Genomic DNA, 14,763 nt, shown 5'->3' on the forward strand with positions numbered 1-14,763 from the left:
GCTGCTACCCGGCCGTCCCGGCCGGCATGCCGGCGTCCACCGGCTGGGGGAACAGCCGGCGGAGCACGTCGGACAGGGTGACGACGCCGATGGTCTCCCCCGCCGAGGTGACGACCGCCAGATGGTTGCGGCTCTCCCGCATCGCCTTGAGCGCCGCGTGCACGGTGGTGTCGGCATCGAGGGCGAAGACCGGCCGGGCGAAGGGGGCCGCGGGCGCCGGGTCGGGGGCGGTGAGGGTGTCGCGCACGTGCACGACGCCGGTGATCTGCTCCCCCTCGACGGCACCCAGGAGGATCCGCAGGTGCCCCGAGGCCTGGGTGAGCGCCCGGACCTCGCCGACCGTCGCCGCCGCGCGCACCCCCGTCGGCCGGGAGGCAGGCCCGACCAGGTCGCGGACGGTCAGCTGCTCCAGCGCCAGCACCCCGGCGATCTGCGTCGAGAAGCTCGCGTCGAGCGCACCGACGTTGGCCGAGTGCTCCACGAGGTGCCGCAGCGCGTCGGGGCTGTGCCCGACGGCGAGCTCGTCGGCCGGCGTCACGCCGACCGCGCGGACCAGCCGGTTGGCCATGCTGTTGAGCGCACGCAGCAGCGGCCGGAAGACCAGCATGAAGCCGCGCATCGGCACCGCCAGCAGGGTGGCCGAGCGCTCCGGGTGCGCGATGGCCCACGACTTGGGCGCCATCTCGCCCACCACGAGGTGGATGAAGGTCACGACCAGCAGGGCCAGGACGAAGCCGGCGACGTCGGCGGCGACCAGCGGCAGCCCCCAGCTCTCGAACAGCGGCGTGAGCCAGTGGTGCACGGCGGGCTTGCTGATCGCACCCAGCGCCAGCGTGGCCGCCGTGATGCCCAGCTGGGACCCGGCCAGCAGCAGGGTCAGCTCGGCGGAGTTGCGCAGCGCGGCGCGGGCCGGGCGGCTGGTCGGTGCCGCCTCCTCCAGCCGGTGCCGCTTGGCGGCCAGGACGGCGAACTCGACGGCGACGAAGAACGCCGACAGCGCGACGATGGCGACCGTCGCGGCGACGACCACCCACGGGTTCTCGGTCATCGGGAGCCCTCCTCGGCGGCGGTGTCGGCGGTCTGCATGCGGTCGGGGAGCTCGAGGCGGACCCGCGAGGGCACGTGGCGCTCGACGGCGAGCACGTGAACCTGCAGCGTCCGCGGGGCCGGCTCGTCGGCCAGCACGAGGTCACCGGGGTCCGGTGGCAGCTCGATGCCCAGCGTCGTCCCCGGCGGGGGCAGGGCGCCGGCGGCGGCGATGACCAGCCCGGCGATCGTCTCGTAGGAGCCGCGCGGCAGGTCGACGCCGAGGGCGCGCTCGACCTCGTCGACGTGCACCTCGCCGGGCATCTCCCAGACGCCGTCGCCCTCGACCGGGACGTACTCGGGGTGCTCGTCGTCGTGCTCGTCGGTGATCTCCCCGACGAGCTCCTCGGCGAGGTCCTCCAGGGTGACCACACCGGCGAAGCCGCCGTACTCGTCGAGCACGCAGGCCAGCTGGTTCTGGCTCTCGGTGAGCTCGCGCAGCACGTCGGGCAGCGAGGTGAACGTGGAGACCACCAGGGCCGGCCGCGCGATCGCCGTCACCGGCGCGCTGTCGGGCTGCGTCGTCGTCAGCACGTCGGCCAGGTGGACGACGCCCACGACGTCACTGGTGCCGCTCTCCAGCACCGGGTACCGGGAGTGGCCGCTGGCCATCAGCTCGCGCAGCTGGCCGACGGTGTCGGTGTCGGCGACGGTGCCGACCCGGGGGCGCGGGATCATCGCGTGCTCGACGTCGCGCTGCGGGAAGTCCAGGATCCGGTCGACCATCATCGACAGCTCCGCGGGCAGGTCCCCGCTCTCCCGCGACTCCTCGACGATGTGCTCGAGGTCGCGCGCGGTGGCCGCGTGCTCGACGTCGTGGACCGGCTCGATCCGCAGCGCGCGCAGCAGCAGGTTCGACGCCTGGTCGAACACCCGGACCAGCCAGCCGAAGACCGTCAGGTACCCGACGGTGGACGCGGCGAGCCGCAGGGCGACCGGCTCCGGCCGGGAGATCGCCAGGTTCTTGGGGAAGAGCTCGCCGAGCAGCATCTGCACGACGGTCGAGAACAGCAGGGCGAGCACCGCCCCGATGCCGACGCCGACGGCGGTCGGGATCCCCACACCGCCCAGCAGGGTGCCCAGGGAGCGGCCGATCAGCGGCTCGGCGACGTACCCGACCAGCAGCCCGGTGACGGTGATGCCCAGCTGGGCTCCCGACAGCATGAAGGAGGTGCGCCGGGTGACGCGCAGCGCGCGCTGGGCCGCGGCGTCACCGGCCTCGGCGCGGGCCGCCAGACCGGCCCGGTCGACCGCCATGTAGGCGAACTCCTGGGCCACGAAGTACCCCGTGACGACGGTGATCGCGAGGACCACCAGCACACCGAGCAGCAGCGAGAGCACTTCGGTCACCGGCCACGCACCTCCTCAGCGAACTGGGCGGGCGTGGCCTGGGGACTGTGATACGGGCTCATGGCTCTCTTCGACGGCGCGGACGGGCCGTGGCCGACCCGCTGGGTCAACGGCGGGCCGGCCCGGCGGGTTCCGTCGCCCGGCGGAACGAGACGGGGATAACGCTTGGCGCTCCAACCATTGGGCCACCACGCACGTAGCCTCGGGGTGTGACCGCGGACCGTGCACCCGAGCCCCCGGACCCCCTCGCCCTCGACCGGCAGGTCTGCTTCGCCCTGTCGGTGGCCGCCCGCAACGTGGTCGCCGTCTACCGGCCGGCCCTCGAGCCGCTGGGCCTCACGCACCCGCAGTACCTGGTGATGCTGGCCCTCTGGCAGCACGGGCCGCTGTCGGTCACGAAGCTCTCCGGTCTCCTGCAGCTGGACCCCGGCACGCTCTCCCCGCTGCTCAAGCGGCTGGAGAGCGCGGGGCTGCTGCGTCGGGAGAGGGACCCGGCGGACCAGCGGAACCTCGCCCTCGCCCTGACCGACGAGGGCCGGGCGCTGCGCGAGCAGGCGGAGCGGATCCCGGCCGGCATCGTGGAGCGCCTGGGCATGCCGTTCGAGGAGCTGATGGGCCTGCACGGCGCGCTGACCCGGGTGATCGAGGCCGCCCAGCAGGCCCTCGGCCGGCCCGGCGAGGTGACGGCACGATGACCGGCGCCGACCCCGGGCAGGCAGCCACCGACCAGCCGGTCGTCCGGCCGGCTCCGCACCGCTGGCTCTGGTACGCCCTGGGCGGCGGGCTGCCCGCTCGGCACCGCAGCTGGGTGCTGTTCGACACCACCACCCGGACCTGGGGCCTGCGCCACGTGGCGCGCATGCTCGTCCAGATGGCGGTCCCGATCGCGTTGATCATGGTCTTCCTGCCGGCACCGCTGGGCCTGCGCGCGGGGGTCGTGGGCGGTGGGATCTTCCTGGGGCTCATCTACTCGCTCGCCTACATGCCCGAGACCACCGAGACCCGGGTGATGAAGGCGGGCTACCCGGCCGGCACCGCGACCGAGGTCCGCGACCGGGCCTCCCGCGAGCGCGACCGCCGGGACAGCGAGCGCCGGCGGGCCGCGGCCGCCAAGCGCGCCGCCCGCTACCGGGAGCGCACCGGCCGCTGACCCCGCCTCACGCCGCCGGGTCGCCCCCCGGGGTGAGCGGCGACGCCGCGGCGACCGGGGCGGGGACCGTGGGCAGGACGGGGCCGGCGGCGGGCTCCTCGGCCCCGTCGCCGTCCCGGGCCGCGGCGAAGGCCGCGCTCAGCCGCCGGTAGGCCGGGCTGGCGAAGGCGACGAGGACGGCGAGCAGCCCGACCAGCCCGGTGACGACGAAGACGAGGGCGATGCCGCGGGTGGGCCCGGTCCCGAACCACCCGCCGATCGCCCGCGCCCCGGCGCCGTCGGTCATGAACGGGATGACGACGAACTCCGTGAGCGGGGCCATGAGGAAGGCCGTCAACGGCGAGGCCGCCTGCTCGACGCTCTGGGCGAAGCCGAACACCCGGCCCTGACGCTCGTAGGGCACCACCCGCTGCAGCACGGTCTGCTCGGCGGCCTCGGCGAACGGCATCACGGTCATGAACACGGCCATCGCGACGGTGAGCGTCAGGATGGAGGAGGCCAACGGGAACAGCATCGTCCCGGCCCACATCGCCGCGTTGACCAGCAGCAGCACCCGGATCGGGCGGCTGCCCAGACCGATGCGGGCCACCAGCAGCCCGCCGACGATCAGCAGCGCGGACAGCGCACCCCACAGCAGCCCCCAGGCCTGCACCGACATCAGCGACAGGCCGTAGGGGTCCATGAGCGCCATGAAGGCGCCGCCGAGGAAGTTGTTGAAGCAGCTGAACAGGATCAGCGCCAGCAGGCCGGGCACACCGCGGACCAGGCGCAGCGTCCCGCGCAGGTCCACGCCCGAGCCGGCCGTCCCGCCGTCGCCGGCCGCGGCGGACGCCACGCCGTCCTCGGGGACCCGGACCCCGGCGAGGTGGACGACCGACAGCACGAGGACGGTCAGGGTCAGGGCGAGGACGGCGGTCATGCCGCCGAACGCGACCAGCAGGCCGCTGATGACCGAGGTGACCAGCATGGACAGGCCGGTCGCCGACCCGACGAGGCCGTTGGCGCGGTCCCGCCGGTCCTCGGGGACGAGCAGGGTGACCAGCGTGGGCAGCGCGATCATCCGGGGGTTGCCGGCGATCACCCCGGCCATGAGGAGGACGACGAAGCACCACAGCGGCAGGCTGCCCGCGGACCGGAACGACTCCGCCGGCGTGACCAGGTGCAGCCCCAGCGCCAGGGTGTAGAAGGCGATCGAGGCGACCGTCGACCCCTGCAGCACGGCGTGCTTGCGGTGGTGGTCGACCAGGCTGCCGAACCAGATGCCGGTGCTCGCGGTCGCCACCAGGAAGATCCCGGCGATCATGCCGGTCGCGAACACCGACCTGGTCTCCAGGAAGACCCAGAAGGTGACCGCGAACCAGACGGTGTAGTTCACGACCGACACCAGCAGGTTGTTGATCAGCAGGTGCGCGAAGACCCGCTCGGGGCCCGAGCGCAGGTCGAGTGCCGGGGCTCGGTCGGTCACTGTCTCCTCCTCCGTGGGCACCGGTCCCGCGGGCGGGGTGCCCGGCACCGGTGCGGTCCGAAGTGCAGACCGCTCGGACCGCGCCGACTCATCGGTGCCCACGCGGTCGGCAGCCCGGCACGAGGAAGGATGGCCGGCATGGACGGCGCAACGCTGCTCGAGACCGCCATGGCAGCCGCCGCGGACCTGCCCGCGGCGACGCACGAGCACCCGTTCGGCCCCGACTGGGAGGTGTTCAAGGTCGCCGGCAAGGTGTTCCTGCTCGCGACCGAGGTCCCCGGGGAGCCGGTCGTCACGCTCAAGTGCGAGCCGGAGCACAGCACGGCGCTGCAGCAGCGCCACGCGGAGATCGTCCCCGGCTACCACATGAACAAGCGGCACTGGCTGACCATCCGCGGGGGCAGAGGGGTCACGGCCGACCTCGTGGAGGAGCTGGTGGCCAACTCCTACGAGCTCGTCGTCGCGGGGCTGCCCCGCTCGAGGCGCCCCTGACCGGCGACGGCCGCGACCGCTGGGTGCCCCCGGCAGGATTCGAACCTGCGACACACGGTTTAGGAAACCGATGCTCTATCCCCTGAGCTACGGGGGCCGCGGCGTGGCAACCCCCACGCCGGACCTTCGACGAGAGGCTAGCGGGCGGCGCCGGGGAACCTCTGGCGCACCCGACGCGTCGGACGGATGAGGGTGCGGACGGAACGCCAGGGGTTACCGTTCGTGTGCGTACGTCCCGCTCCGGCAACGGCGCCGGAGACGACGGAAAGGGTGGACGAGGATCGATGGACACCACGGTGGTGGACGTCCCCGAGAAGGGGCGTTTCGAGGTGCGGGTCGGCGAGCGCGTGGTCGGGCTGGCCAGCTATCACGTCGAGGGCAGCTCCATGACGCTCCCGCACACGGAGGTCGACCCCAGCATGGGCGGCAAGGGCATCGGGACGACGCTCGTCGCCGGCGTCCTCTCCGCGGCGCGCGAGCGCGGGCTGACGGTCCTCCCCTACTGCTCCTTCATCCGCCACTACATCCAGCAGCACCCGGAGGACGTCGTCCTCGTCGCCGCCGAGGACCGGCCGCACTTCGGCCTGGAGACCGCCGACCGCTGAGCGCGGGCGCCCGGGCCGCCGCCTAGGCTGCGCGGATGCCCGAGGGCCACGCCCTGTACCGCCTGGCGCGGGAGCAGACCCAGCTGTTCGCCGGCCGGACCGTGCACGTCACCAGCCCGCAGGGCCGGTTCGAGGCCGGCGCCGCACTGCTCGACGGGCGGGTGCTCGACGAGGTCTTCTCCTACGGCAAGCACCTGTTCGCCCGCTTCGGCGGTGACCACCTGCACGTCCACCTCGGGCTGTACGGCACGTACACGACCGGCACGGGCAGCCCGCCGCCGGCGAAGGGTGCCCTGCGCATGCGCTGGGAGGCCGACGGTCCCGACGGGGCCGGCGTCTGGACCGACCTGCGCGGCCCCACCGCGTGCGAGGTGCTGAGCACCCCGGAGGTGGACCGGATCCTCGACCGGCTCGGTCCCGACCCGCTGCGCCCCCGCGCCGACGGCACGGTCGCCCACCGGCGGATCGCCGGCAGCCGCACCGCGGTCGGCGCGCTGCTCATGGACCAGTCGGTGCTGGCCGGCGTGGGCAACGTGTACCGGGCCGAGCTGCTCTTCCGGCACGGCGTCTCGCCGTTCCGCCCCGGCCGGCAGGTCGACGCCGAGCTGTGGGGCCGCATGTGGTCCGACCTCGTCGCCCTGATGAAGGACGGCGTCAAGGCGGGCCGGATCATCACCACCCGCCGCGAGGACCGGACGAGGAAGCGCGGACCGGTGGAGCAGGCGGACGCGCACTACGTCTACCGCCGCACCGGGCTGCCCTGCCGGATCTGCGGCACCGAGGTGCAGACCCAGGTCCTGGTGGGCCGCAACCTCTACTGGTGCCCCGTCTGCCAGGCGGTCTGAGCCCCCGGCGGACGCCCAGCCGGAGCGTGTACGTTCGCCGCCGATGAGACTGGCATCACGGGGGGTCGTCAGCGTTCTCGCGGCGGCGGTGGTCGCGCTCGGCGGCCCGGGCACCGCCGCGGCGGCACCCGAGGAGACCGCGGGACCGCTGAGCACGGTGGGCTACGACGTCTCGCACCCGCAGTGCGGCACCGAGCTGCCCCCGCCGGGCGCCTTCGCCGTCGTCGGGGTCAACGGCGGGCTGGCCACCCGCACCAACCCGTGCCTGTCCGAGCAGCTGGGCTGGGCCGCCCGGTCCACCGGCACCGTGCCCGGGCAGCCGCGGGTCCAGCTCTACCTGAACACCGCCAACCCCGGTGAGCTGCGCGGCCAGGTGACCACCTGGCCCAGCTCCGGCAGCACCCCCTACGGCCGCTGCGACGGCGCCAACTCGATGGCCTGCTCGTGGCAGTACGGCTGGGAGCGGGCCCGCACCAGCGTCGAGTCCTTCTTCCGGCCCGCCGCCCGCGCCGCCCGGCTGGACAGCCAGCCGGCGCGCTACACCTGGTGGCTCGACGTCGAGACCATGAACACCTGGCAGGGCGGCTCGGCCGACGCCCGCGCCCGCAACCGGGCCACCCTCGAGGGGATGACCGAGTACCTCGACGAGCAGGACGGCCGGGTCGGCGTCTACTCGACCGGCTACCAGTGGGGGCGCATCGTCGGCGACGTCCCGGCGGAGAGCCCGCTGGTCGGGCTGCCCAGCTGGCTGGCCGGCGCCACCGACCTCGGCGGGGCCGTGGCCGCCTGCCGCACCGCGGCGCTGGTGCCGGCCGGCCGGGTCGAGCTCGCCCAGTACGTGCCGGACGACCTCGACCTCGACCTCGCCTGCCGCTAGATGGCGCCCTTCGCCGGGTCGCCGGCGGGGATCGCCTCCAGGTAGCGGACGTCCAGCGGGGCGGCCAGCTTGTCGCCGATCGCGGCGCCGAGGTTCGTCAGCGCCTCGGCCTTGCCGTGCACGCGCAGCGCCTCGACGCTCTCCCAGCGCTCGACCATCACGAAGAACCCCTCGCCCTCGTGCAGGGCGTAGCGCTCGCAGCCGGGCTCGGCGTGCACCTGCGGGACGGCGGCCAGCACCGCCTCCCGGACGGCGTCCACGGCGTCCGGGCGCGGGGTGATGGTGGCGATGACGACGACGGACACGGGGCCTCCTGGGCGACGGGGACGGATCTCCCGGACGCCAGCCCTGGTGGACCGGCCCCGGCCGGGTCAGGATGCCAGTCGTGGCCGACGATGGTGTTCCCGCTCCCCCGTCGGCCGAGCACCCGCTGCGCGTGGCGGTCGTCGGCGCCGGTCCGGCGGGCATCTTCGCCGCCGACGCCCTCACCCGGCAGAGCGCCGTCCCCGTCGCCGTCGACCTGATCGACCGGCTGCCGACGCCGTTCGGGCTGGTCCGGCACGGCATCGCCCCCGACCACCCGCGGATGCGGGCCATCCGCGACACCCTGCACCGCAGCCTCGACCACCCCCTGGTGCGGTTCGTCGGCAACGTCGAGGTGGGCACGGACATCTCCCTCGACGAGCTGCGCCGGCACGTCGACGCCGTCGTCTACACCTACGGCGCCGCGCTCGACCGGCACCTGGGGATCGAGGGCGAGGACCTGCCCGGCAGCCTGGCCGCCACCGACGTCGTCTCCTGGTACTGCGGGCACCCCGACGCCGACCGCGCCGGCGTCGAGGCGGCGCTGGCCGGCGTCCGCTCCGTGGTGGTCATCGGGGTCGGGAACGTGGCCCTCGACGTCGGCCGGGTGCTCGCCCGGGCCCCCGAGGAGCTCGAGCCGACCGACATGCCCCAGCAGGTGCTGGACGCGCTCGCCGCGGCGCCGGTCGAGGAGGTCACCGTCCTCGGCCGCCGCGGCCCGGCGCAGGCCACCTTCACCACCCAGGAGCTGCGCGAGCTCGGCGAGCTGGCCCGCGCCACGGTCCTGGTCGACCCGGCCGAGCTCGAGCTGGACCCGGCGTCCGAGGAGCGGGCCGCCGCCGACCGCAACGTCGCCCGCAACCTCGCGGTGCTGCGGGAGTGGTCGGGGCACCGGCCGGAGCCGGGGCACGTGCGGATGCGCCTGCGCTTCTACCGCCGGCCGGTGCGGCTGCTCGGCGAGGACCGGGTCACCGGGGTCGAGGTCGAGCGCACCGCCGTCGACGGCGACGGCCGCGCGGTCGGCACCGGCGAGCTGGAGGTGGTCCCGGCCGACCTGGTGGTGCGCTCGGTCGGCTACCGGGGCACCCCGCTGCCCGGGCTCCCGGTCGACGAGCGGTCGGGCACGGTCCCGCACGAGGCCGGGCGCGTGCTGCGCGACGGCCGCCCCTCCCCCGGCGAGTACGTGGCCGGGTGGATCAAGCGCGGCCCGACCGGCGTCGTCGGGCACAACAAGCACGACGCCCGCGAGACGGTCGCCGGGCTGCTCGCCGACGCCGCGGACGGCACGCTGCGCGTCCGCGGGCCGGTCGACGACCTCGTGCGCACGCTGCAGTCCCGCGGCGCCGAGCCGGTGCTGCTGGAGGACTGGCGGGCGATAGACGCGGCCGAGCAGGCGCTCGGCGCGACCAGGGGACGGGCCCGGACCACGCTGCACGAGCGGGAGTCGCTGCTGGCCGCGGTGCGGGCGGCCGCCCGGGCGGGCTGACCCGGACCCCGCGCGTACGGCAGACTCGACGCCGTGACCGGTCCCACGGCCCAGCAGACCCCCGAGACGGCTCCCGCCGCGCCCCCGATCTCCTTCGCGCGCGGCGCCCCCTCGACCGACATCGTCGACGTCGAGGGGCTCAAGGAGGCGGCGGTCGCCGCCTTCGACACCGACCCGGCCGGGATGACCGGCTACGGGACGGCGGTCGGCTACGTCCCGCTGCGCCGGTGGATCGCGGAGAAGCACGGCGTGCCCGAGGACCACGTCCTGGTCACCAACGGCTCGATGCAGGCCGACGCCTTCCTCTTCGACGAGCTGGCCACCCCCGGCGCCGCGGTGGTCACCGAGCGGCCCACCTACGACCGGACGCTGCTCGGGCTCAAGCAGCGCGGCGCCGACCTGCACCTGGTCACGCTGCAGGAGGACGGGATCGACCTCGACGAGGTCGAGGCACTGCTGCGCAGCGGCGTCCGCCCGGCACTGGCGCACGTCATCCCGAACTTCCAGAACCCGGCCGGCTACACGCTGTCGCTGGAGAAGCGGCACCAGCTGCTGGAGCTGGCCCGCGAGCACGGCTTCGTCGTGTTCGAGGACGACCCCTACGTCGACGTGCGGTTCAGCGGCGAGCCGCTCCCCCGCCTGCTCGAGCTCGACGGCGGGGCCGCCAGCACCTCGGTCGTCTACGCCTCGTCGTTCTCCAAGACCGTGTGCCCGGGCATCCGCGTGGGCTACCTGGTCGGGCCGCCCGCCCTCGTCGAGCGGATCCGCGTCCGGGCCACCAACACCTACATCGCGCCGAACATGGTCGCGCAGGGCACCGTCAACCAGTACGTCCGCGGCACGCGCTTCCCCGCGGCCCTGGAGCGGGTGCGCTCGGCGCTGGCCGAGCGCGTCGGGCTGCTCGACGTCGCCCTGCGCGAGCACCTGCCGCAGGCGAGCTTCCGCCGTCCCGACGGCGGCTACTTCCTCTGGGTCGAGCTGCCGGCCGGCGAGGGGCACGACGTGCGGCGGATCGCCCAGGAGGCCACGCGCCGCGGCGTGGCGATCGTCCCCGGCACCGACTTCCTGCTCGACGGCGGCGAGAACGCCTTCCGGCTCGCCTTCTCGGGCGTGCAGGCCGCCGACATCGAGGAGGGCGTGCGCCGGCTGGCCGCGGCCGTGGCGGCCGCGCAGGGCTGACCGGCTCAGGCCAGCGCGGCCCGCAGCTCGCGCGCCGCCGCCTCCGAGGACGCGGCGACGAACCGGATCAGCCCCTCGGTGTCCGGCTCCAGGCGCAGCGGGCGGCCCTCGGCGTCGAGCGCGGCGCCGCCCGCCGCCAGCAGCACGGCGAGCCCGCCGGCGACGTCGTGCACGTGGGTGCCGCTGCGGTCGAGGTCGTGCCAGGCGGCGGCCGCGCCGTCGGCCACCAGGCACAGGTCGACGGCCGTGCAGCCGGTGACCCGCACCCGCCGCGCCGTCGAGGGGACAGCGACGGTCCGCCCCGACGGGCCGCTCGGGACGACGACGGTGCTGCCGGGCCGCGGCGCGATCGGCACGCCGTCCCGCTCGGCGCCGATGCCGTGCACCCCGGTCCAGCGCCGCCCGGAGGCGAGGTCGGCGACCAGCCCGGCGACCGGTATGCCGTCGCGCACCAGCGCCGCGGAGAACGCCCACGGCGGCAGCCCGGCCGAGAAGTTGCCGGTGCCGTCCAGCGGGTCGAGGACCACCCACGGCTGCCCCTCGCCGACCGGGCTGTCGCTGCGCTCCTCGCTCAGCACGGTGACCCCGAGGCCGGCCAGCACCGCCACCGCCGCGGCGTGCGCCGCCTCGTCCGCGGCGAGCACCGGGCTGCCGTCGTCCTTGGTCCGCTCCTCGCCGCTGTCGCGGGCGAGGCCGACGGCGATCTCCACCCGGCTGGCGGCCAGCGCCGCGAGGTGCCGGAACCGGTCGGCCAGGGAGCAGCCCTCCCCGGGCCCGGGCACCTCCCGCCAGCGGTCGGTGCTGCCGTGCCGCACCCGCTCGCACCCCCAGCCGGCCGCCAGCGCCCGCACCGCGGGGTGCTCCAGCGGCACCCCGGAGCGGCGCAGCACCACGGCCTCGGCGAACCCGTCGGGGTGCCACTGCCGGCGGACCAGCGCCGCCTGGCCGTCACCCAGGAGCACGCGCAGCCGCGGGTCGTGCACCGCCGGCGCCAGCGCCTCGGGGGGCATGCCGAGCGCGAGCGCCGCCGTCCGGACGTCGGCCCCGCTGACGGCCACCCGCAGGTCGGTGTCGGACTCCGCGCGCCGGCGCAGGAACCAGCGCTCAGCCACTGTTGCGCAGCGCGGTCGCGATGCCGTTGATCGTCAGCTGGATGTTCCGGCCGGTCAGCTCGTCGTCCTCGCCGCCCCGGCGGCGCCGCAGCATCTCCACCTGCAGGTGGTGCAGCGGCTCCAGGTAGGGGAACCGGTTGCGGATCGACCGGGCCAGCGACGGGTTGTCGGCGAGCAGCTGCTCCTCGCCGGTGACGGCCCGCGCCATGCGGCAGGTCCGCTCGTGCTCGGCGGTGATCCGGTCGAAGACCCGCGCCCGCAGCTCCTCGTCGGGGACGAGCTCGGCGTAGCGGGCGGCCAGCCCCAGGTCGGTCTTGGCCAGCACCATGCCCATGTTCGAGAGCACCGTGCGGAAGAACGGCCACCGCCGGTGCAGGTCGCGCAGCCGCTCCAGCCGCTCCTCGGAGCCGCCCACCCACTCCTCCAGCGCGGAGCCGGTCCCGTACCAGCCGGGCAGCATGATCCGCGTCTGCGACCAGCTGAACATCCAGGGGATCGCCCGCAGGTCGGCGATGGAGTCGCCCTTCTTGCGCGAGGGCGGCCGGCTGCCGATGTTCAGCTCCGCCAGCTCGCCGATGGGGGTCGCCGCGCGGAACCACTCGACGAAGCCCGGCGTCTCGTGCACCAGCTCGCGGTAGGCGCGCTGGGCCCGGGCGGCCAGGTCGTCCAGCACCGCGTACGCCTCGTCGGCGTCGTCGCCGAGCCCCTCGACGTCGAGCAGCGTGGACTCCAGGGTCGCGGCGACCAGCGCCTCCAGGTTCCGCCGCGCGAGGTCGGGGTCGGCGTACTTGGCCGCGATGACCTCGCCCTGCTCGGTGATCCGCAGCGCCCCGGCCACCGCGCCGGGCGGCTGGGCCCGGATCGCCTCGTAGCTGGGGCCGCCGCCGCGCCCGACGGTGCCGCCGCGACCGTGGAACAGCCGCAGCCGCACCCCTTCGGCCCGGGCCAGCTCCACCAGGTCCAGCTCGGCCCGGTACAGCGCCCAGTTGGCGGCGAGGTAGCCGCCGTCCTTGTTGCTGTCGGAGTAGCCGAGCATGACCTCCTGCACGTCGCCGCGGTTGGCCAGCAGCGCCCGGTAGAGCGGCTGGTCCAGCACCGCGCCGAGCGTGGTGGCGGCCGCCTTCAGGTCGTCGATCGTCTCGAACAGCGGGGAGATCCCGACCGGGCAGGTGGGGCCGTCGGCACCCGCCGGGTCGAGCAGCCCCACCTCCTTGAGCAGGACGGCGACCTCCAGGACGTCGCTCACCGACGCGCACATGCTGATGACGTAGTTCGGGATCGTCCGGGTGCCGAGCAGCGCCACCTGCTGGGCGGCCGCGACGAGGACGTCGAGCTCCTTGCGGGTCTCCTCCGACAGCTGGGCGTCGGGGCGGACCAGCGGCCGGCGCAGCGTCAGCTCCCCCGCCAGCAGCTCGACCCGGGCCGCCTCGTCCAGCGCCGTGTAGTCCTCGCACACGCCGGCCCAGGCCAGCAGCTCCCCGACCACCTGCTCGTGCACGCCGGAGTTCTGCCGCAGGTCCAGCCCGCAGAGGTGGAAGCCGAACACCTCCACGGCCTCGCGCAGCCGCAGCAGGCGGTCGTCGGCCAGCGAGCCGGCGCCGTGGCTGCGCAGCGACGCGTCGATGACGTCGAGGTCGGCGCGCAGCTCGTCGGGACCGTCGTACGCCGGCAGCGACGGCACCTGCTCGGCCTCCCCGGGGACCGAGCCGAGCACGCGCCGCGCGGTGGCCTGCAGCCGCGCGGAGATGCCGGTCAGCGCGCGGCGGTAGGGCTCGTCGGCGCGGAACGGGGAGTCGTCGCGCGAGGCCTCGGCCAGCGAGTAGAGCTGCGGCGTGGGCGTGACCAGCCGGTCGGACATCGACAGCTCGCTGCGGAGCGCGGCCAGCTCGGCGAGGTGGTGGGCCAGCGCCGTCTCGGCCTGCCGGGTGGTGGCGCGGCGCAGCGCCTCGGCGGTGACGAACGGGTTGCCGTCGCGGTCGCCGCCGATCCAGGAGCCCGGCAGCAGCATCGGCCGGCGCAGCAGGCCCGCGCCCGGCCACCGCTCCTCCAGCGCGCGACGCAGCTCGGCGTTGATGGCCGGGACGACGTCGAACAGCGACAGCTCGTAGTAGCGCAGCGCCTCGTCGATCTCGTCCTGCAGCCGCAGCCGGGACAGCCGCAGCAGCGCCGTCTGCCAGAGGGTGAGCACCGAGCGCCACAGCTGCGCCGACCACACCTCGTCCACGTCGCCGTCGCCCGCGCGGTCCCGCTGCCGGATCAGCTCGGTGACCTGGCGCTGGACCTGGAAGACCGTCTTGCGGCGGACCTCCGTCGGGTGGGCGGTGACCACCGGGCAGACCAGGGCGCCGGCCAGCTCCCGGGCCACGTCGTCGGCGCTGAGCTCCTTCTGGTCCAGCAGCGCGAAGGTGGCCGCCAGCGAGCCCTGCTGCGGCGGGGAACCCGCCCGGCGGTGGTGCCGGCGGCGGCGCTCGTGGTGGATGTCCTCGGCGAGGTTGGCCAGCAGCGAGAAGTGGCTGAACGCGCGGATCAGGTGGTTGGCGGAGCGGACGTCGAGGCCGGCCAGCCGCCGCGCCAGCTCGACCCGGTCGACCTCGGAGCGGCGGATGCGGAAGGCCTCCACGCGGGTGGACTCGACCAGCTCGAGGACGTCGGCACCGGCCTGCTCGCCGATCACCTCGCCGAGGACCCGCCCCAGGAGCCGGATGTCCTCGCGCAGCGGGAGCTCGTCGGCGCGGCCGTCGTCGCCCCCCTCGCCGGCGTGGTGGCGGAGATCGGCGACGTCGACCGTGGCTTCGGACACGGCCCGAGTATCA

General features: G+C 75.1%; 14 protein-coding genes and 1 tRNA gene. 8 read left to right on the top strand and 7 right to left on the bottom strand.

Features of this window, described 5'->3' with window-relative positions:
* Positions 1-4: 4 nt before the first annotated feature.
* Together E4P43_RS03895 and E4P43_RS03900 are read right to left on the bottom strand one after the other, a co-directional pair.
* Positions 5-1,048, bottom strand: a complete 1,044-nt coding sequence (locus tag E4P43_RS03895) for a hemolysin family protein (protein ID WP_135144116.1) — start codon at positions 1,046-1,048, stop codon at positions 5-7.
* A complete protein-coding gene (locus tag E4P43_RS03900) occupies positions 1,045-2,436 on the bottom strand; it encodes a hemolysin family protein (protein WP_135144117.1) in 1,392 nt (463 codons plus the stop codon). Before E4P43_RS03900 ends, E4P43_RS03895 begins: the two co-directional genes overlap by 4 nt.
* Positions 2,437-2,645: 209 nt before the next feature.
* On the opposite strand from E4P43_RS03900, the gene E4P43_RS03905 reads away from it, so the two are divergent.
* On the top strand, positions 2,646-3,131 hold the full coding sequence (locus E4P43_RS03905) for a MarR family transcriptional regulator (protein WP_135144118.1): 486 nt from the start codon (positions 2,646-2,648) through the stop codon (positions 3,129-3,131).
* Complete coding sequence (locus tag E4P43_RS03910) at positions 3,128-3,586, top strand: DUF5313 family protein (protein ID WP_135144119.1); 459 nt, start codon at positions 3,128-3,130, stop codon at positions 3,584-3,586. Before E4P43_RS03905 ends, E4P43_RS03910 begins: the two co-directional genes overlap by 4 nt.
* 7 nt (positions 3,587-3,593) lie before the next feature.
* Here E4P43_RS03910 and E4P43_RS03915 read toward each other — a convergent pair whose 3' ends face one another.
* Positions 3,594-5,051 carry an MFS transporter gene (locus tag E4P43_RS03915; RefSeq protein ID WP_209313712.1) on the bottom strand — a complete coding sequence of 486 codons (1,458 nt, stop codon included), beginning with the start codon at positions 5,049-5,051 and terminating at the stop codon, positions 3,594-3,596.
* A gap of 138 nt (positions 5,052-5,189) precedes the next feature.
* Here E4P43_RS03915 and E4P43_RS03920 point away from each other — a divergent pair, with 138 nt between their 5' ends.
* Positions 5,190-5,543 carry an MmcQ/YjbR family DNA-binding protein gene (locus E4P43_RS03920; RefSeq protein ID WP_135144120.1) on the top strand — a complete coding sequence of 118 codons (354 nt, stop codon included), beginning with the start codon at positions 5,190-5,192 and terminating at the stop codon, positions 5,541-5,543.
* A gap of 24 nt (positions 5,544-5,567) precedes the next feature.
* Here E4P43_RS03920 and E4P43_RS03925 read toward each other — a convergent pair.
* Positions 5,568-5,640 (bottom strand) — tRNA-Arg (locus E4P43_RS03925).
* A gap of 187 nt (positions 5,641-5,827) precedes the next feature.
* Here E4P43_RS03925 and E4P43_RS03930 point away from each other — a divergent pair.
* Genes E4P43_RS03930 through E4P43_RS03940 form a run of 3 tightly spaced genes read left to right on the top strand, consistent with a single transcriptional unit; the run spans position 5,828 to position 7,870 of the window.
* On the top strand, positions 5,828-6,148 hold the full coding sequence (locus E4P43_RS03930) for a GNAT family N-acetyltransferase (protein WP_135144121.1): 321 nt from the start codon (positions 5,828-5,830) through the stop codon (positions 6,146-6,148).
* Positions 6,149-6,183: 35 nt separating this feature from the next.
* Positions 6,184-6,993 carry a DNA-formamidopyrimidine glycosylase family protein gene (locus E4P43_RS03935; protein ID WP_135144122.1) on the top strand — a complete coding sequence of 270 codons (810 nt, stop codon included), beginning with the start codon at positions 6,184-6,186 and terminating at the stop codon, positions 6,991-6,993.
* 43 nt (positions 6,994-7,036) lie between these two features.
* Positions 7,037-7,870, top strand: a complete 834-nt coding sequence (locus E4P43_RS03940; protein ID WP_209313713.1) for a hypothetical protein — start codon at positions 7,037-7,039, stop codon at positions 7,868-7,870.
* Here E4P43_RS03940 and E4P43_RS03945 read toward each other — a convergent pair.
* A complete protein-coding gene (locus E4P43_RS03945) occupies positions 7,867-8,175 on the bottom strand; it encodes a putative quinol monooxygenase (RefSeq protein WP_135144123.1) in 309 nt (102 codons plus the stop codon). The genes E4P43_RS03940 and E4P43_RS03945 overlap by 4 nt on opposite strands.
* Before the next feature lie 80 nt (positions 8,176-8,255).
* On the opposite strand from E4P43_RS03945, the gene E4P43_RS03950 reads away from it, so the two are divergent.
* Both E4P43_RS03950 and E4P43_RS03955 read left to right on the top strand, forming a co-directional pair.
* Entirely contained in the window at positions 8,256-9,659 is a 1,404-nt protein-coding gene (locus tag E4P43_RS03950; RefSeq protein WP_209313714.1) for an NADP oxidoreductase, read from the top strand.
* Between the two features lie 33 nt (positions 9,660-9,692).
* On the top strand, positions 9,693-10,838 hold the full coding sequence (locus tag E4P43_RS03955) for a PLP-dependent aminotransferase family protein (protein WP_209313715.1): 1,146 nt from the start codon (positions 9,693-9,695) through the stop codon (positions 10,836-10,838).
* A gap of 5 nt (positions 10,839-10,843) precedes the next feature.
* Here the strand turns inward: E4P43_RS03955 and E4P43_RS03960 are convergent, their stop codons facing one another.
* Together E4P43_RS03960 and ppc are read right to left on the bottom strand one after the other, a co-directional pair.
* On the bottom strand, positions 10,844-11,950 hold the full coding sequence (locus E4P43_RS03960; protein WP_135144125.1) for an inositol monophosphatase family protein: 1,107 nt from the start codon (positions 11,948-11,950) through the stop codon (positions 10,844-10,846).
* The gene (gene ppc, locus E4P43_RS03965) at positions 11,943-14,750 is read right to left on the bottom strand and encodes a phosphoenolpyruvate carboxylase (protein ID WP_135144126.1); all 2,808 of its coding nucleotides are present in this window, start codon (positions 14,748-14,750) and stop codon (positions 11,943-11,945) included. The genes E4P43_RS03960 and ppc overlap by 8 nt, the downstream gene beginning before the upstream one ends.
* Positions 14,751-14,763: the final 13 nt, after the last annotated feature.

This window comes from Blastococcus sp. TF02A-35 (genome assembly GCF_004571075.1).
GTDB lineage: Bacteria > Actinomycetota > Actinomycetes > Mycobacteriales > Geodermatophilaceae > Blastococcus.